This window comes from Actinoallomurus liliacearum (genome assembly GCF_039542035.1).
GTDB lineage: Bacteria > Actinomycetota > Actinomycetes > Streptosporangiales > Streptosporangiaceae > Actinoallomurus > Actinoallomurus liliacearum.
In genome coordinates this window covers 279,297-297,086 of record NZ_BAABHJ010000001.1, presented here as the reverse complement: position 1 = coordinate 297,086, position 17,790 = coordinate 279,297, and the positions used below count along the sequence as shown (strand labels likewise).

General features: G+C 72.3%; 15 protein-coding genes. 6 read left to right on the top strand and 9 right to left on the bottom strand.

The window, feature by feature from the left end; genetic code table 11:
* Positions 1-62: 62 nt before the first annotated feature.
* The 3 genes from ABD978_RS01380 to ABD978_RS01370 form a co-directional block, all read right to left on the bottom strand.
* Positions 63-695, bottom strand: a complete 633-nt coding sequence (locus tag ABD978_RS01380) for a hypothetical protein (protein ID WP_345346840.1) — start codon at positions 693-695, stop codon at positions 63-65.
* Between the two features lie 83 nt (positions 696-778).
* Positions 779-2,383, bottom strand: coding sequence for a helix-hairpin-helix domain-containing protein (locus tag ABD978_RS01375; protein ID WP_345346837.1), 1,605 nt, complete (start codon positions 2,381-2,383; stop codon positions 779-781).
* A 124-nt stretch (positions 2,384-2,507) separates the two neighbouring features.
* Positions 2,508-3,446: an aldo/keto reductase gene (locus ABD978_RS01370; protein ID WP_345346834.1), complete on the bottom strand. Its 939-nt coding sequence runs from the start codon at positions 3,444-3,446 to the stop codon at positions 2,508-2,510.
* Between the two features lie 274 nt (positions 3,447-3,720).
* On the opposite strand from ABD978_RS01370, the gene ABD978_RS01365 reads away from it, so the two are divergent.
* Positions 3,721-4,539, top strand: coding sequence for an undecaprenyl-diphosphate phosphatase (locus ABD978_RS01365; RefSeq protein WP_345346831.1), 819 nt, complete (start codon positions 3,721-3,723; stop codon positions 4,537-4,539).
* A gap of 50 nt (positions 4,540-4,589) precedes the next feature.
* On the opposite strand, the gene corA is transcribed toward ABD978_RS01365, so the two are convergent.
* Positions 4,590-5,561, bottom strand: coding sequence for a magnesium/cobalt transporter CorA (corA, locus tag ABD978_RS01360; protein WP_345346828.1), 972 nt, complete (start codon positions 5,559-5,561; stop codon positions 4,590-4,592).
* A gap of 103 nt (positions 5,562-5,664) precedes the next feature.
* On the opposite strand from corA, the gene ABD978_RS01355 reads away from it, so the two are divergent.
* The 3 genes from ABD978_RS01355 to ABD978_RS01345 are packed head-to-tail and all read left to right on the top strand — an operon-like array spanning position 5,665 to position 7,677.
* On the top strand, positions 5,665-6,327 hold the full coding sequence (locus ABD978_RS01355; protein WP_345346825.1) for a histidine phosphatase family protein: 663 nt from the start codon (positions 5,665-5,667) through the stop codon (positions 6,325-6,327).
* 9 nt (positions 6,328-6,336) lie between these two features.
* A complete protein-coding gene (locus ABD978_RS01350; protein WP_345346822.1) occupies positions 6,337-6,885 on the top strand; it encodes a DUF3090 domain-containing protein in 549 nt (182 codons plus the stop codon).
* Between the two features lie 27 nt (positions 6,886-6,912).
* Positions 6,913-7,677, top strand: coding sequence for an SCO1664 family protein (locus ABD978_RS01345; protein WP_345346819.1), 765 nt, complete (start codon positions 6,913-6,915; stop codon positions 7,675-7,677).
* 120 nt (positions 7,678-7,797) lie between these two features.
* Here ABD978_RS01345 and ABD978_RS01340 read toward each other — a convergent pair whose 3' ends face one another.
* On the bottom strand, positions 7,798-8,718 hold the full coding sequence (locus ABD978_RS01340) for an alpha/beta hydrolase (protein ID WP_345346816.1): 921 nt from the start codon (positions 8,716-8,718) through the stop codon (positions 7,798-7,800).
* 247 nt (positions 8,719-8,965) lie between these two features.
* Here ABD978_RS01340 and mshC point away from each other — a divergent pair, with 247 nt between their 5' ends.
* Positions 8,966-10,228, top strand: a complete 1,263-nt coding sequence (mshC, locus tag ABD978_RS01335) for a cysteine--1-D-myo-inosityl 2-amino-2-deoxy-alpha-D-glucopyranoside ligase (RefSeq protein ID WP_345347437.1) — start codon at positions 8,966-8,968, stop codon at positions 10,226-10,228.
* Positions 10,229-10,270: 42 nt separating this feature from the next.
* Here the strand turns inward: mshC and ABD978_RS01330 are convergent, their stop codons facing one another.
* On the bottom strand, positions 10,271-11,119 hold the full coding sequence (locus ABD978_RS01330) for a PAC2 family protein (RefSeq protein WP_345346813.1): 849 nt from the start codon (positions 11,117-11,119) through the stop codon (positions 10,271-10,273).
* Positions 11,120-11,219: 100 nt separating this feature from the next.
* The gene (locus ABD978_RS01325) at positions 11,220-11,678 is read right to left on the bottom strand and encodes a universal stress protein (RefSeq protein WP_345346810.1); all 459 of its coding nucleotides are present in this window, start codon (positions 11,676-11,678) and stop codon (positions 11,220-11,222) included.
* A 198-nt stretch (positions 11,679-11,876) separates the two neighbouring features.
* Between ABD978_RS01325 and metH the strand changes: the two genes are divergently transcribed.
* Positions 11,877-15,350, top strand: a complete 3,474-nt coding sequence (metH, locus tag ABD978_RS01320; RefSeq protein WP_345346807.1) for a methionine synthase — start codon at positions 11,877-11,879, stop codon at positions 15,348-15,350.
* Between the two features lie 63 nt (positions 15,351-15,413).
* Here the strand turns inward: metH and ABD978_RS01315 are convergent, their stop codons facing one another.
* Positions 15,414-15,917, bottom strand: a complete 504-nt coding sequence (locus ABD978_RS01315) for a S26 family signal peptidase (protein WP_345346804.1) — start codon at positions 15,915-15,917, stop codon at positions 15,414-15,416.
* Positions 15,918-15,954: 37 nt separating this feature from the next.
* A complete protein-coding gene (locus ABD978_RS01310; RefSeq protein ID WP_345346801.1) occupies positions 15,955-17,745 on the bottom strand; it encodes an ABC transporter ATP-binding protein in 1,791 nt (596 codons plus the stop codon).
* Between the last annotated feature and the right edge of the window lie 45 nt (positions 17,746-17,790).

Below are 17,790 nucleotides of genomic sequence, written 5' to 3'. Positions count from 1 at the left end.
CGGCTAGGCTCCAACCGGTCGACGGTCCGCGCCGGTCCGGAAATTGCGGACGCACCCGGCCGTCAGCGCGGCCGGCGCAGGCGGCGGCCGAGCACGCTCAGATTGAGCGCCGTAACGGCGCCGATCAGACCCGAGGCGGTCGCCACCAGGAGCGGCGGGACCGGGTCGCTCTCAGGAGCGCTGGCGGCCACGAGGCGGGCCGGGGTGGCCTGGTCCTGCCCGACCGGCGAGTCCTGCGGGGACACGACCGGATCCCGCGACACGATGTCGGGCAGGGCGGGGCCCTGCTGCTGCGGCGCGGCGACCTCGGGGGCGCTGCCGCCCGCACCGGCAGCCGGCGGGGCGATCGGCGCGTTCACCGAACCCGAACCCCCCGAACCCCCCGAGCCGGAGTGCGTGGCGCGGCCGGAGGCGGGCTTCGGCTTGGGCTTGGGCTGTGGCTTGGGCTTGGTCGGCTTCGTCGTCGGCTTGGACGATCCGCTGCCGCTCGACTTCGGCGGAGCCGAGGCGCTGCCCTTCCCGCCGTTCAGGATGCTGCACAGCAGGGGCCCGAGCTTGCACTCGCCCGCCGTACGGACCATGGTGCTCGTCTCCGCCGACGCCGGACCGGTGCCGATCGCGAAGAACACCACCGCGCCGGCGGACATCGTCGCCGACACCGCACCGACGCGCCGCCAGTCTCGCCTTGGACCCATGTCACTCCCTGCGTCGCTCCCGTTGTTACTGACAACTGGTCCAACGAGACGAGCGTTACACGGAAACGCCGGAAACGACAGACTTACAGATCCGCCAGGTTCTCGCGCAGCAGCGCGGCGAGGCGGGTCCGGCGGGGCGGTTCGGCGCGGTCGCGGACCGCGCGGGCCAGCTCCGCGCCGGCGGCGTGCACGACCGACAGGTGCCGCCGTGCCCGGCTGAAGGCGCCCACCGTGAGCGGCCGGGACAGCGCCCCGCCCGCCTCCCCGGGCAGGACGGCGACGACGGCGGGCCAGCGTGTGCCCTGGGCCCGGCGGACGGTCACCGCCCAGCCGTGCCGCACCGCGGAGTCCGGCACCGTCGTCTCACCGGCCGGGAACGCGACGACCAGGGTGCCCTGGTCCGGATGGGCGGCGGTGACCGTGCCGAACTCGCCGGCGGCGGCCGCCGGCAGGTCGGCGACGGCGACGACCCGGTCCCCGGCGTCGTACGGACCCGCGCCCGGGTTGAGGCGGTCCTTCAGCGCGCGGTTGAGCGCGATCGCGCCGGCCTCCCCGCGCCGTACGGGCGTCACGACGAGGATCTCCTCGGCGGAGATGCCGAGAGCGCGCGGGATCGAGTCCGTGACGAGCTGCACGGTGCGATGGGCCGCCTCACGGGCCTCCGCGGCCGGGACGATGACGACCTCACGGTCGGGCGACTCCACCGGGGCGAGCGTGCCCTCTCGTGCCGCCGCGGTCAGCCGGCCGATGACGTCACGAGGCGTCGCGGGCAGCTCGGCCACCGGGACCGTCCCGGACGCGATGACGTCGGCGAGGACGCGGCCCGCGCCGGACGGGGACGGCGCCGCCGGGTCGCCGGCCAGCACCAGGTGCGTCCCGTCCATGCACGCCTCGACGAGCGCGGCCGCCCGCTCGACGTCGAGGGTCTCCGCCTCGGCCACCACCACCAGGTCGGCCTCGAGAGGGCGGTCCTCACCGCGGGAGTAACCACCGGGTCCCGGCTCGAGCAGCAGGTGCAGGGAGCGGGCGCCGCCCAGTGCCCGCGCGGCCCGGTCGGTCGGCGCGGTGACGATCACGCCGGGGGCGTCCCGCAGCCGCCCAAGAACCTCCTCGACGGCCTCCGGCGCGCCCGCGAGCACGCTGACGCCGCTCTCGCACACCGCTTCCGGGACGCCCTCGACGGCGGGCAGCGGGTCGGCGGTGGCGGTGAGCCGGGCGAGGCCCTCGGCGACGGTCTCCTCGGCGACGGTGAGCCGGGCGAGGCCGAGCAGTTCGGTCTCGGACTCCTCGTCCATCACCGCGGCGATCTCCCCGGCGGCGATGGAGGCGCGCAGCACCTCGACCGCGTCACCCGGATCCAGGGCCTCGAGCGCGGACAGGATCGCCTTGGCGGACGTCACGGTGTGGCCGTCGCCCGCCGCCCGCAGCAGCAGGTGCGCGGCCAGCGCCGCCGCGCGCCGCGGATCGTGCGGCCCGGCCTCCGCGCCGAGCAGTCTGCGGGCGAAGAAGTCGGCCTGCTCGGGCCGTACGCCGGGAATCTCCAGCAGGCGCCACGGGTCGTCGCGCAGGATCTTGGCGGCGGACTCGCCGAGGCGGGTCAGCGCCTCGGGCGCCAGCCGGGCCGGTACGTCGCTGGCCGCGAACAGCTCGGTCACATCGGAGAGCGGGCCGGAGAAGGTCTCAGTCATCGCCAGCTCACTCTAGTGCCGTGGCGTTCGCCGCGTCGGCGGAGACGGCGTCGCGATACACGTGAGAAGGGACGCAGGAGTGTCCCATGCGCCGCGCGGGCTCCGGCCTGGGCCGGGGAGCGCGTCAATCGGATGAGACGTCGTCGAGCGCGTCGCGGATCTCGGCGGGCAGTGTCACCTCCTCCGCCTTGAGGATCGCGGTGAGCTGGCCCGCCGTACGCGCCCCGACGACGGGAGCCGTGATGCCGGGCCGGTCGCGCACCCAGCTGAGCGCGACGGCCAGCGGCGAGACGCCGAGCCCTTCGGCCGCGGTCGACACCGACTCGACGATCTGGGCGCCGCGCTCGCTCAGGTAGGGCTGCACGAACTCCGCGTAGTGCGGCGTCGCCGCGCGGGAGTCGGCGGGGATGCCGGTGCGGTACTTGCCGGTCAGCACCCCGCGGCCGAGCGGGGAGCACGGGAGCACGCCGACGCCGAGTTCCGCGGACGCCGGCAGCACGTCGTCCTCGATGTCCCGGCGCAGCAGGGAGTACTCCACCTGCGTGGAGACGATCGGGGTACGTCCCGGCCACGCCTTCTGCCACGTCGCGGCGCGGGCGAGCTCCCACGCGGCGAAGTGCGACACGCCGGTGTAGCGCGCCCGGCCGGAGGCGACGGCGTCGTCGAGGGCGGACAGCGTCTCCTCCAGAGGCGTCTGGGCGTCGTAGGCGTGCAGCTGCCAGAGGTCCACGTGGTCCGTGCCCAGCCGCTCGAGCGACGCGTCGAGGGCGCGCAGCAGGTGCCGCCGGGAGGCGTCGCGGGTACCGTCGGCGGTCAGCACGGCCTTCGTGGCGATGACCAGATCGTCACGCGCGACGACCCGGCCGACGAGGGCGCCCAGAACCCGCTCGCTCTCCCCGCCGCAGTAGACGTCCGCGGTGTCGACCAGGGTGCCGCCCGCCTCGACGAAGGCGGTGAGCTGGGCGGCGGCGTCCTCGACCTCGGTGTCCCCGCCCCACGTCATCGTGCCGAGACCGAGGCGGGAAACGGCCAGGCCGCTCCGGCCCAGGTGACGCTGTTCCATGCCTGCGGAGCGTATCGGCAGTCAGCGGACCCGGCATACGCCCGCCCAGTGGCCCGGAACACACGCCGGCCGTGGGCCGGAGGCGCGTCGACCGCCGGCCGGACCTCGACGACGGCGGGCCGGTGGGCTGGGCGGACCGCGACCGGGACGCCCGCCGACCGCCGGTCGGGACACGCCCGGCCCGTGGGTCGGGCCGGGGTCCGACGGCACTAGGCTGCCATCGTCATCAGCGACTCCCCGCGCGGCGGCGGGTGAACAAGGAGACTCCGGACCCGTGAACTTCGTGCAAGCGACCGTGCTGGGCATCGTGCAGGGCCTCACCGAGTTCCTGCCGATCTCCAGCTCCGCACACCTTCTGATCGTGCCGCGGCTGCTCGGCTGGAAGGACCCGGGCGCGGCGTTCACGGCGGTCATCCAGCTCGGCACGATGCTCGCGGTCCTGCTGTACTTCTGGCGGGACATCGTCCGCATCATCGGCACGTGGTTCCGCAGCCTCACGAACAAGGAACTGCGCGGTCACCTCGACGCGCGGATGGGATGGTACGTCGGGCTCGGCACGATCCCGGTCTCGGTCATCGGGCTGGCGTTCAACCACCTGATCGAGGGACCCGCGCGGAACCTCTGGATCAACGCGGCCTCGCTCATCGTCATGGGCCTGGTCCTGATGGTCGCCGAATGGGCGGGCCGGCAGAAGCTCGAGGTCGGCGATCTCAACATGCGGGACGGCCTCATCATCGGCGGCTTCCAGTGCCTGGCGCTGATCCCCGGCTCCTCGCGGTCCGGCTCCACGATCACCGGTGGTCTCTTCCTCGGGTACACGCGGGAGGCGGCGGCGCGCTACTCCTTCCTGCTGTCCATCCCGGCGGTGGTCCTGTCCGGCCTGTTCGAGCTGCGCAAGGTGAGCGAGGGCGGGCTGCCGATCGCCGGGACCGCGGTCGCGACCGTGGTGTCCTTCGTCGTCGGGTACGCCTCGATCGCGTGGCTGCTGAAGTTCCTCGTCCGGCACTCGACGCTGCTGTTCACCTACTATCGCGTGGCGCTCGGCGGCGTCCTGATCGGCCTGCTGGCCGCCGGAGCGATCACCGCGACCTGAACCGCCGCCCGCACCGCCCGGCCGCGACCTCCGTCGCGGCCGGGGTCACGTCACAGCCAGCCGCTCTTGCGGAACCAGCGGTACAGGCCCAGGCAGATCCCGAGGATCAGCAGGAGCGCCGCGGGATAACCCCACCACTGCTTGAGCTCCGGCATGTGCGTGAAGTTCATCCCGTACACGCCTGTCACCATGGTGGGCACCGCCAGGATCGCCGCCCAGGCGGAGATCTTGCGCATGTCCTCGTTCTGCTGCATGCCGACCTGGGCCAGGTGCGCGTTCAGCACGTTCGTCAGCAGTTCGCTGTGGGAGTCGACGCGCTCGTCCACGCGCAGCAGGTGGTCGAGGACGTCGCGGAAGTACTCCAGCGTGCCGGGCGCGACCTCGACCCGGCCCTTGACGATGTCCTGCAGGACCGGGATCAGCGGATCCTCGGCGCCGCGGAACTCCAGCACCTCCCGCTTGAGGTCGTAGATGTCCTCGGTCACCATGCTGCGCCCGGGCGAGAAGACCGCGCGCTCCAGTTCGATGATGTCGGTCTCGACCTCGTGCGCGATCGACTCGTACCGGTCGACGACCTCGTCGAGGACCGTGTAGAGGACGGCGCTCGGCCCATGGCTCATCAGGCGGTGGTCGCACTCCAGCCGCCGGCGCACCTCCTTGAGCGGACTGCCCTGGCCGTGCCGGACGGTGATGACGAAGTCGGCGCCGACGAACAGCATGATCTCGCCGACCTCGATGTCGGACGTCTCGTCGATGTAGCGCAGCGTCTTCACGACGACGAAGAGGGTGCCGTCGTAGCGTTCGAGCTTGGGACGCTGATGGGCCTTGACCGCGTCCTCGATCGCCAGCGGGTGCAGCCCGAGCTCGTCGGCGACCAGGTCGAACTCCTCCCGGGTCGGCTCGTGCAGCCCGATCCACATGAACGCGTCGCCGTTCTCACGGGCGACGTCGAGCGCGTCGCTGAGGTCGCCGTCGACGGTCTCCCGCTCGCCTTTGCGGTAGATGGCGCAATCCATGATCATGACGGGACATTGTTCCGCATCGCCGGTTAACAAAACGTCCAACAGTGCTTACCCACGGATACGCGAGGCAAGCGCCGCCCCCGAGTGCCACTAGAGTTCACGGGTGGCCACACTTCTGCTGGTACGCCATGGGCTGACCGAGATGACCGGACCGTTGCTCGCGGGGTGGACACCCGGCGTGCACCTGGACGAACGCGGCCGGAAGCAGGTCGCCGAACTCGCCGCGCGGCTGGCGCCCGTTCCCCTCGACGCGATCGTCTCCAGTCCGCTGGACCGCTGCCAGGAGACCGCGGAGGCGATCCTGACCGGTCGGGACGACCTCGGCGTCCAGACCGACGACCGGCTCGGCGAGGTCAAGTACGGCGAGTGGACCGGCCGCCCGCTCGAGGAGCTGGCCAAGGAGGACCTCTGGAAGGTCGTCCAGGCGCATCCGAGCGCCGCCCGCTTCCCGGGCGGGGAGTCCCTCGCGGAGGCGCAGCACCGGGCCGTGTCCGCGATCCGGGAGTGGAACGACCGGCTCGGGCCGGAGGCGACCTACGTCGTCTGCAGCCACGGCGACATCATCAAGGCGATCGTGGCCGACGCCGTCGGACTGCACCTGGACCAGTTCCAGCGCATCCAGGCCGACCCGGCCGCGCTCACCGTGATCCGCTACACCGAACTGCGACCCTTCCTCGTACGCCTGAACGACGTCGGCGGCCGGGTCGACGATCTTCTTGCGAAGTCGGGGCGGGACAGTGACGCGGCGGTCGGCGGCGGAGCGTAGGGTCATCTCATGCCGGTCATCGCATACGACATGCCCGACAGGTTCGTCGCTGGCACCGTCGGCCAGCCGGGCGAGCGCGCCTTCTTCCTCCAGGCACGGGCCGGCCGCCGCGTCACCAGTGTGGGCCTGGAGAAATTCCAGGTGACGCTCCTGGCCGAACGCCTCGAGGAACTGCTGGACGAGGTGTTGCGCCAGGGCGCCGCCGCGGTGGTCCCCGCCGTCGCGCCCGTCGAGCTGCAGGACGACGAGCCCCTCGAGCAGCCCGTCGAAGAGGAGTTCCGGGTCGGCACCATGGCCCTCGCCTGGGACCCCGAGGACGAGCGCATCGTCATCGAGGCCCAGGAGATGACCGAAAGCGAGGAGGACGAGGCCGACATCGGCAGCGAGAACCCCACGGTCGCCGTTCTCCGGGTGCGGATCACCGCGGCCCAGGCGCGGGCGTTCGCGCAGCGGGCCTTGAAGATCGTCGCCGCGGGTCGCCCGCCGTGCCCGCTCTGCGGCCTTCCCCTCGACGCCCAGGGTCACGTGTGTCCTCGCCAGAACGGCCATCTTGGCTGAGACCCCGATCCCCTGGACACTAAGCACATGAGTCAGCCCTCCAGGTACGGCATCGGCGGGGACGGCGCACTGAGTCCCGCCGACACCGAGGCCGCCCTCCGCCTCCTCCAGCACGGCGACATGACCGTCGAAGGGCGACTCGTCGCGGCCAGCAACGCGACGCTGTACTGCTCGATCGCGCACGACGACCTGCGCGCCAACTGCGTCTACAAACCCGTCTCCGGGGAGCGCCCGCTGTGGGACTTCCCCGACGGCACCCTGGCGGGGCGCGAGGTGGCCGCCTACCTCGTCTCCGAGGAGATGGGCTGGCACGTCGTGCCGCCGACGGTGCACCGCGACGGGCCGTTCGGGCCCGGCATGGTGCAGCTGTGGATCGACCACGACTCCGAGGTCGACCTGGTGGAGCTGTCCCGCGGTGACGACCCGGGCGTGCGCCGCATGGCCGTCTTCGACGCCGTCGTCAACAACGCCGACCGGAAGATCGGTCACCTGCTGCCCACCCGGAGCGGTCACGTGTACGGCTGCGACCACGGGGTCTGCTTCTCATCCGAGTACAAGCTCCGTACGGTGCTGTGGCAGTGGCGGGGGAAGTCGCTCACCTCCGAGGCCGTCGACGCGCTGCAGCGAATGCGCCGCGCCTTCACCCGCGACGGCTTCGCCCGGCGGCTGTCCGGGCTGCTGACCGCGGAGGAGGTCGAGGCGGTGCACGGCCGGATCGAGCTCATGCTCAAGCACCGGATCCACCCGTACCCGCCGGAGGACTGGCCCGCCATCCCCTGGCCGCCGCTGTAGCGCCCGGCCGCGAGCGCCGCTCTCGCGTCGCCCTCGCGCCGCACCACGCCGTGTCGTGCTCGCGCCCGCGCCGCTCTCGCGCCGTGCGCGCTCGCCCGGGAAACGCCGCGGACGGCGACCCTACTGCGGCGAACCGCTGGGGCCGGGCGCCGTGCTCACCGGCCCGGGCGCGCCGGCCTTGGTCCAGCCCTGCGCGAGGAAGCCGAACGCGTCCGGCAGGACGCTGCGCACGTAGTCCCAGTCGTGGCCGCCGGGGCGTTCTTCGAAGACGGCCGGCACGCCCGCCGCGTCGAGCAGCTTCTTGAACCGCTCCGGCTCGCCCTTGATGACGTCGTTGTCCTCGTCCTCGGCGGCCGACATGAAGATCCGTACGCGCCGCGCGGCGGGGATGTTCTGATCCGGTCGGTTGGCGGTGATGGCGGCGGCCTGGTCGCCGAACATGTGCGACGGGTCGTCGACGTGGAAGTAACCGGAGATGGACGTCACCGCGCCGAACACGTCGGGGTGGCGCAGCGCGAGGTTCATCGAGCCGTACCCGCCCATGGAGAAGCCGCCGATCGCACGGTGCGCGGCGTCACGCCGGTGCCGGCCCTCGACGGCGGGGATGACCTCATCGAGCAGCCGGTCCTCGATCCGGTCGGATCCGTCCACGGCGTTCGCCCATTCGGTGTCGTCGTGGTGGCTGCCGTTGCCGTCCGGCACCGCCAGTTCGAACGGCGTGCCGCCCTTGGCGACGTACGCCGCGACCTGCTTGGCGAGCCCTTCGTCGTCGATGAGCGTCTTCGGGTCGCTCGGCACCCCGTGCAGGAAGTACAGCACCGGCAGCATCCGCGTCTCCGGCACGTCGGGACGCCACACGTAGACCCCGTACGCCTTGTGGTCGACCGGGTCGGTGACCGTGATCCGGGTGAGCCCCGGCCGCGCCGGGGAGGGGGTGTCGACGTCCCGCGGCCGGCGCGTGGCGGCCGAGCCGTGGTGCAGGCCGACGTTCACGGTGACGTACGCGATCCCGAGCGCCGCGGCGAGTGTCGCCGCCCACACGGAAAGGCCCGCCAGCGGCGGGCGACGAGGCTTCTTCCTGCGGTGTTTCGACACGGTGCGGGTTCAGACTAGGGAAGGGGGACAAGCGTGACCAGACTTCCACATCGCTGGCGGACCAGCAGTTATTCCACGCGACATGGCGCACTCTTTACCCTCCGCCCGACATTTGGAACCCGAGCGGTATTCGGGTGACCGTCCGGCGAACCGAACCTGCCTGATCGTGGACCCGCGGACGCCGGTTAGGCTGCTGGGTATGCGATCGTGGCCCGCCCCCAAGGTCCCCAGCCTGGCCGAACACGGCCTCCCCGCCCCCGGCGACGTCCGGCTGAGCGTCTACGACTCGTCCGTCGGCGCCGTACGCCCCACCGATCCCGGCCCGACCGCGCGGATCTACGTCTGCGGCATCACCCCCTACGACGCGACCCACCTGGGTCACGCCGCCACGTACCTGGCGTTCGACCTGGCGAACCGCGTCTGGCGCGACGCCGGCCACGACGTGTACTACGTGCAGAACGCCACCGACGTCGACGACCCGCTGCTGGAGCGCGCCGGCCAGACCGGAGAGGACTGGCGGGCGCTGGCCGAACGGGAGATCTCGCTGTTCCGCGACGACATGACCGCCCTGCGCGTGCTTCCGCCCCGTGACTACGCCGGCGCCGTCGAGTCCATCCCGCTGATCATCGAGTTCATCGAACTGCTCCGGGCCAAGGGCGCGACGTACGAGCTGGACGGCGACCTGTACTTTCCCATCTCCGCCGATCCGTCGTTCGGCGGGGTCAGCGGCCTGTCGCCGAAGGAGATGCTCCCGCTGTTCGCCGAGCGCGGCGGCGACCCCGGGCGCAAGGGCAAGAAGGACCCCCTGGACGCGCTGCTGTGGCAGGCCGAGCGCCCCGGGGAGCCGTCGTGGGACTCCCCGTTCGGCCGGGGCCGGCCCGGCTGGCACGTCGAGTGCGCGGCGATCTCCGTACGCACCCTCGGCATGTCCTTCGACATCGAGGGCGGTGGCTCGGACCTGGTCTTCCCGCACCACGAGATGGGCGCCTCGCACGCCGAGATCGCCACCGGCGAGCGGCCGCACGCCAAGGCGTACGTCCACGCCGGCATGGTCGGCCTGGACGGCGAGAAGATGTCCAAGTCGCGCGGCAACCTCGTCTTCGTGTCCCGCCTGCGCGCCGCGGGCACCGACCCCATGGCCATCCGGCTCGCGCTGCTGGACCACCACTACCGGTCCGACTGGGAGTGGACGGAGGACGACCTCACCCGGGCCGAGGCGCGCCTGGCCCGCTGGCGTGAGGCGGTCCTGCTGCCGGCGGGACCGCCGGCGGGCGATCTCGTCGGCCGGATCCGCCGGCACCTGGCCGACGACCTCGACGCCCCGGCGGCGCTCCGGGCCGTCGACGAGTGGGCCGACCACGCTCTCGGCGTCACCGACGAGGACCGCGAGGCCGACGGCGCGGCGCCCGGCCTGGCCCGCGTCGCCGTCGACGCGCTGCTCGGCGTCGAGCTTTAGGCGAACGCGAGGGGAGGCGTGGAGCCTCCCCTCGTCAGCGTGTCACTGGGCGTCGCCGCGGCGGCGCAGGTAGCGCTCGAACTCCCGGGCGATCGCGTCGCCGCTCGCCTCCGGGAGCTCCGTCGCGTCCTTCTGCTCCTCCAGCGCGCGGACGTACTCCGCGACCTCGGAGTCCTGCTCGGCCAGCTCGTTGACGCCGTTCTCCCAGGCGCGTGCCTGCTCGGGCAGCTCACCCAGGGACACCGAGAGGTCGAGGACGTCCTCCACCCAGCGCAGCAGCGCCAGGGTCGCCTTCGGCGACGGCGGCTGCGCCACGTAGTGCGGCACCGCGGCCCACAGCGACACCGTCTCCAGGTCCGCCTTGGCGCAGGCGTCCTGCAGCACGCCGAGGATCCCGGTGGGTCCCTCGTAGCGCGCCGGTTCGAGCTGCAGCCGGGTGGTCAGGGCGGCGTCGGAGGAGGCCGCGGTGATCGGCACGGGCCGGGTGTGCGGGGCGTCGGCCAGCAGCGCCCCGAGCAGCACGACGGTCCGGGCGTTCAGCTCGAGCATGATGCCGACCAGGTCACGGCAGAACGCCCGCCAGCGCATGTTCGGCTCGATGCCATGGACCAGTACGACGTCACGGTCGGAGCCGGGCATCTTCGCCACCGACAGGCGTGTCGTCGGCCAGCTGATGCGCCGGGTCTCCCCGTCGACCATCTCGACGGTCGGACGCGTGACCTGGAAGTCGTAGTAGTCGTCCGGGTCGAGTGCGGCCAGCGGGGTGGCGTCCCAGATGTCCTCCAGGTGCCGTACCACGCCGCTCGCCGCTTCTCCGGCGTCGTTCCACCCTTCGAAGGCGGCGATCACCACCGGGTCGACGAGCTCGGGCACGTCGTCGAGCTCGACCACGCGCTGCCTCCCAACCGACGTCCGATAAACGACATCTCCAGCCTATGTCCTGTACGCCCCCTGGCGTCCCCTGGAGATCACAGTGGACCGAACCGGCCGGTCACCGGCCGTCGGTCGTGCGGACGATGAGCACGTCGCAGGGGGAGCGGTGGGACAGGTTCGCCGGCACCGAGCCGAGCAGCCGGCCCGCGAGGCTGTTCAGTCCGCGGTTGCCGACCACGACGAGGTCGGCGCGGCGGTTCTCGGCGAGTTCCACGAGGGAGTCCACGGCGTCGCCCTCGACGGCGACCTCGTCGATGTCACGGGCCCCGGCGGCGACGGCCCGGTCGCGGGCGGCGCGCAGCGCGTCGTCGGCGGGCGTGGAGCCCTCGACCTTGTAGGCGAGGTCGCCGAGACGGTCGGCGGCGTGCTGGCGCTGGCGTTCGGGCATCGGATGGTAGGCGCAGGCGAGGACGAGCGTGGCGCCGGCGTCGGCGGCGATCCGCGCCGCGGCCTCGACCGCCCGGAACGAGGATGTGGAGCCGTCGGTGCCGACGAGGACGGTGCTGTACGAACCCACGGGTCCTCCTTGGAGGAGACCAGGCCGGAGAAGGTGCCTGGCGATGGACGATCAGGACCGGCATATGGTGCCGTTCAGGACAACGCGTATCGACGGTAACGGTTACGGAACGCACGCGGACGGAGATGTCGATCACGTCCACGTCCCTCGAGGCGCGTACGAGCGGGCCTTCGGCGGCCGCGGATAGGCTTGGTGCTCATGAGCGCGACGCCAGAGACTTTGCGCCAGGCCCTCCGTGACCGTGTCGTCGTGGCCGACGGCGGCATGGGGACGATGCTCCAGGCGGCCGGCCCGACCCTCGAGGACTTCGAGGGCCACGAGGGCTGTAACGAGGTCCTCAACGTCACCCGCCCCGACATCGTGCGCCAGGTCCACGCGGAGTACTTCGCCGCCGGGGTCGACTGCGTCGAGACCAACACGTTCGGCGCCAACCTCGGCAACCTCGGCGAGTACGGCATCACCGAGCGCATCGAGGAGCTGTCGGAGGCGGGAGCGCGGATCGCCTGCGAGGTCGCCGCGGAGCTGTCGACGCCCGACCGGCCACGCTGGGTGCTCGGCTCGATGGGACCGGGCACCAAGCTGCCGACCCTGGGTCACGTGTCGTTCGCCGAGCTGCGCGACGCGTACGAGCGCAACGCCGCCGGCCTGATCGAGGGCGGCGCGCACGCGCTCATCATCGAGACCTGCCAGGACCTGCTGCAGGCGAAGGCCGCCATCATCGGCGCCAAGCGGGCCATCGCCCGGGCCGGCGCCGACACGGTCCTCATCGGCCAGGTCACGATCGAGCAGAACGGCGCGATGCTGCTCGGCTCGGAGATCGGCGCGGCCCTGACCGCCCTGGAACCGCTCGAACTGGACGTCATCGGCCTCAACTGCGCGACGGGCCCCGCCGAGATGAGCGAGCACCTGCGCTACCTGGCCCGGCACGCGACGACCGCGCTGTCGTGCATGCCGAACGCCGGACTGCCGGAGCTGACCGCCGACGGCGCCTTCTACCCGCTGCCCCCGGACCAGCTCGCCGACGCGCACGACACCTTCACGCGGGAGTTCGGCCTGTCGCTGGTCGGCGGCTGCTGCGGCACGACTCCGGAGCACCTGCGCCGGGTCGTGCGGAAGGTCCGCGGCCGGGAGCTCGCCGCGCGACGGCCGCGGCCGGAGGCCGGCGCCGCCTCGCTCTACCAGCACGTGCCGTTCCGGCAGGACACCTCGTACCTGGCGATCGGCGAGCGCACCAACGCCAACGGCTCGAAGGCGTTCCGCGAGGCGATGCTGGAGACCCGCTGGGACGACTGCGTGAAGATCGCCCGGGATCAGGCCCGCGACGGCGCCCACATGCTCGACCTGTGCGTCGACTACGTCGGTCGCGACGGCGTCGCCGACATGAAGGAGCTGGCCTTCCGGTTCGCCACCGCCTCCACCCTGCCGATCGTGCTGGACTCCACGGAGCCGCCGGTCATCCAGGCGGGCCTGGAGATGCTCGGCGGCCGCGCCGTGATCAACTCGGTGAACTACGAGGACGGCGACGGCCCGCAGTCCCGCACGGCCCGGCTCATGCCGGTCGTCAGGGAGCACGGCGCGGCGGTCATCGCCCTGACCATCGACGAGGAGGGCCAGGCCCGTACGGCCGAGTGGAAGGCACGGGTGGCCACGCGGCTGATCGAGGACCTCACCACGAAGTGGGGCATGCGGGCCGAGGACATCATCATCGACTGCCTCACCTTCACGATCGGCACCGGTCAGGAGGAGTCCCGGCGCGACGCCGTGGAGACGATCGAGGCGATCCGCGAGATCAAGCGGCGGCACCCGAACGTCCAGACCACCCTGGGCCTGTCGAACGTCTCGTTCGGGCTCAACCCGGCCGCCCGGATCGTGCTCAACTCCGTCTTCCTCAACGAGTGCGCCAACGCCGGCCTCGACTCGGCCATCGTGCACGCCTCCAAGATCCTGCCGATGGCGCGGATCCCCGACGAGCAGCGCCAGGTCGCGCTCGACCTCGTGTACGACCGGCGCCGGGACGGCTATGACCCGCTGCAGCGGTTCCTGGAGCTGTTCGAGGGCGTCGACGCCGCCGCGATGCGCGCCGACCGCGCCGCGGAGCTGGCCGCCCTGCCCCTGTGGGAACGCCTCAAGCGCCGCATCATCGACGGCGAGTCCGACGGCCTGACCGCCGACCTGGACGAGGCGCTGGCGCAGCGCCCCGCTCTGGAGATCGTCAACGAGGTGCTGCTCGACGGCATGAAGACGGTAGGTGAGCTGTTCGGCTCCGGTGAGATGCAGCTGCCGTTCGTGCTGCAGTCCGCCGAGGTGATGAAGGCCGCGGTCGCCCACCTCGAGCCGTACATGGAGAAGAGCGACGAGGGCGGCAAGGGCCGCATCGTGCTGGCCACCGTCAAGGGCGACGTCCACGACATCGGCAAGAACCTCGTCGACATCATCCTGTCCAACAACGGCTACGAGGTGGTCAACCTCGGCATCAAACAGCCGATGTCGGCGATCCTCGACGCGGCCGGGGAGCACCGGGCCGACGTGATCGGCATGTCCGGTCTCCTGGTCAAGTCGACCGTGATCATGAAGGAGAACCTCGAGGAGCTCAACTCACGCGGGCTGGCCGGCCGCTGGCCCGTGCTGCTCGGCGGCGCCGCGCTGACCCGCGCGTACGTCGAGCAGGACCTCGCCGAACTGTTCGACGGGGAGGTCCGCTACGCCCGCGACGCCTTCGAGGGACTGCGCCTGATGGACGCCTTCATGGCCGTCAAGCGCGGCGAGGCCGGCGCGGCGCTGCCGCCGCTGCGCCGCCGCCGGGTCACCGGCGGCGCGAGGCTCCAGGTGACCGAGCCCGAGGACATGCCGAAGCGCTCGGACGTGGCCACCGACAACAAGATCCCCGACCCGCCGTTCTGGGGCGACCGGGTGGTCAAGGGCGTGCCGATGGCCGACTACGCCGCCTACCTGGACGAACGGGCCACCTTCATGGGCCAGTGGGGCCTGCGCGCCGCCCGCGGCGGCGACGGCCCCTCGTATGAGGAGCTCGTCGAGACCGAGGGACGGCCGCGGCTGCGGATGTGGCTGGACCGCATCCAGACCGAGGGCCTCGTCGAGGCCGGCATCGTGTACGGCTACTTCCCCTGCGTCAGCGAGGGCGACGACGTCGTCCTGCTCCACGACGACGGCTCCGAGCGCACCCGGTTCACCTTCCCCCGGCAGCGGCGCGACCGGCACCTGTGTCTCGCCGACTTCTTCCGGCCCCGCGAGTCCGGCGAGACCGACGTGATCGGCTTCCAGCTCGTGACGGTCGGCTCGAAGATCAGCGAGACCACACAGGAGCTGTTCGAGAAGAACTCCTACCGCGACTACCTGGAGCTGCACGGCCTGTCGGTACAGCTCGCGGAGGCGCTCGCCGAATACTGGCACACCCGCGTCCGCGCGGAGCTGGGGTTCGGCGGTGAGGACCCCGAGGACCTGGACGCGTTCTTCAAGCTCGGCTACCGGGGCGCGCGGTTCTCCCTCGGCTACGGCGCCTGCCCGGACCTGGAGGACCGCGCCAAGATCGTGGACCTCCTGCGGCCGGAGCGGATCGGCGTGACGCTGTCGGAGGAGTTCCAGCTCGTCCCCGAGCAGTCCACCGACGCCATTGTCGTGCACCACCCGGAGGCGAAGTACTTCAACACCTGACGCCGTCCGGGGACCCGGTCACCCGCACCGGGTCGGCGATCGCGACGTCGTCCGGAGACGCCGTCACCCCGCGGAGAGCCGGCGGACCGCCACGCCGACGAACTGCTCGGCGTGGACGAACCCGTAGTCGCGGGAGTCCCAGCTCGTGGCCGCGTTGTCGCCCAGCACGACCAGGGCGCCCGGCGGCACGGTCGAGTGCGGGGTATCCCGCAGGCACGGCACCCGGTCCACCGGCACGGGGTCACCGGCCACCGCGATCGCCCGTTTGATCAACAGGTGCCCATCCGGGTGCGTCAGCTCGACCGGTACCTCCTGGACCCCAGTCTCCGAAACGAGGTCCAGGTCCGGTGGTGGCGCGTCCAGCGTCGGCGGCCGGATCCGGACCACCACGATCTCGCCCACGCGCACGCGCCGGGTCCGGCGGACCAGCAGCCGGTCGCCGGCGTAGAGGGTGGGTTCCATGCTGGGGCCGTCGACGGTGGTGACCAGGTAGCGCCGGCGAACCCATGCGATCAGGACACCGGCCACCACCAGCAGGCCGCCCACCGCCGCCGCGAGCGAGGTCATCCGATGTCCTCCCAGGGGTGAGAGCCCTGCCGCGGGCTCACCCGGCCGCCTCCTGGTATCCGGCCGCCTGCAGCCGGAACAACCGGGCGTAGTCGCCGTCCGCCGCCATCAGCGTCTCGTGGGTGCCGAGTTCGGCGACGCGCCCGCCGTCGAGAACCGCGATGAGGTCGGCCTCCCGTACGGCGCTGAGCCGATGTGAGATCAGCAGGCTGGTGCGGCCGGCCCGGTGGCGGCGCATCTGGGCGTGGACCTCGTGCTCGGCCTCCGGGTCCAGTCCGGAGCTGGGCTCGTCGAGGATCATCAGGTCCCGGCCGTCGCGGACGAAGGCCCGGGCCAGCGCCAGACGCTGCCACTGGCCGCCGGAGAGCACGACCCCGGTGTCGGGGTCGTCCTTGTCGGCCTCGGAGAAGAACATCCGGGTCAGCAGGGTGTCATAGCCGCGGGGCAGCTCGGCGATCCTGTCGTGGACGCCCGCGCGCTCGGCCGCCCGCCGGACCGCGTCCGGCCGGTCGAGCGCGCCGATATCGCCGACCGCGATGTTCTCCCGCGCGGTCATGTCGTAGTTCATGTGGTCCTGGAAGACGGCGCTGACGCGCTCGCGCAGCGCGGCGGGCGGGAGGTCGCGCAGGTCCACGCCGTCCCACAGGATCCGTCCCCGAGTCGGGTCGTACATCCGGCACAGCAGCTTGACCAGCGTGCTCTTGCCCGCGCCGTTTAGGCCGACGACGGCGGCCGCCCGGCCGTGCGGGATCGTCAGGTCGACGCCGCGCAGCACCCAAGGGTGGTCGTCGCTGTAGCGGAACCACACGTCGCGGAACTCGATCCCCCGCCGCAGCTCCGCGGCGTCCCCCGAGGCGGCGCTCGGCAGGTCCGGTTCCGCCCGGGTCACCGCGACGTAGTGGGTGAACGCCAGCAGGCGGCCGTGGGCGGTGGAGATGGAGGCCGTCAGCAGGTCGAGAGCGGTCTGCACGCCGGCGACCGCGGCGAGGAACATGGTGACGTCCCCGACGCCGAGCGCGCCGTGCCGCGCCGCCATGATCGCCCACCACAGGCCGCCGCCGGCCACCGCCGCGCTCAGCGCGGTGAGGCCGCCCTGGACGGCCAGCTCACGCAGGTCCATCCGCCGTTCTGCCGTGTTGCCGCGCTCGCGTTCGGCCATCATCCGGGCGCGCAGGAAGGCGCCGATGCCGAACAGCCGGATCTCGGTGGCGGCCTGCACGTCGGTCAGCAGGCGGCTGTAGAAGAACTCCCGGCGATGGGTCTGCTCGGTCGCCCACTGCATGCCCGCCCGGCTCCGCGACAGCAGGAGTTCGGCGATCAGCGCAGGCACGGCGGACAGCAGGACCAGCGCGGTCATCGACGGGCTGATGACCAGCAGCGACCCGACGAAGCCGATGAGGGACAGCGCGCCCCGCGCGACCCCGCAGACGGAGTCGACGAGGTATCCGGTGCTGCCGCTCGCCTCCTGCGCCAGGCGCAGCCGGTCCAGGAAGACCGGATCCTCGAATCGCCGCAGCCCGACCTGGCGTTCGGTCGCGGCGAACAGCCGGTCGGTCGCCCGGACCCCGGCGACCCGCCCGGTCTGGGCCCGCAGGTAGCGGCCGATCCCGGGGAGGGCCGCGGCGGCCAGCCCGGCCGCCACCAGCGCGGCGGCGGGACCCGCGACCGGGCCCTGGGACGTCGTCAGCCGGTCGACCACCGTCTTCGTCAGCCACGCGGCCGCGATCGGCGCGGCGGACTCGGCCAGGGTGACCAGGAGGTATCCGGAGACGCCGCCGGGCGCCGACCGCCAGGTGAGCGCGGTCGCCTCGGCCGCGGCGACGGCCATTTCCCGTAGGCGGGCGTGCCGTCTCATCGGGGTGGCCCGCCCGGT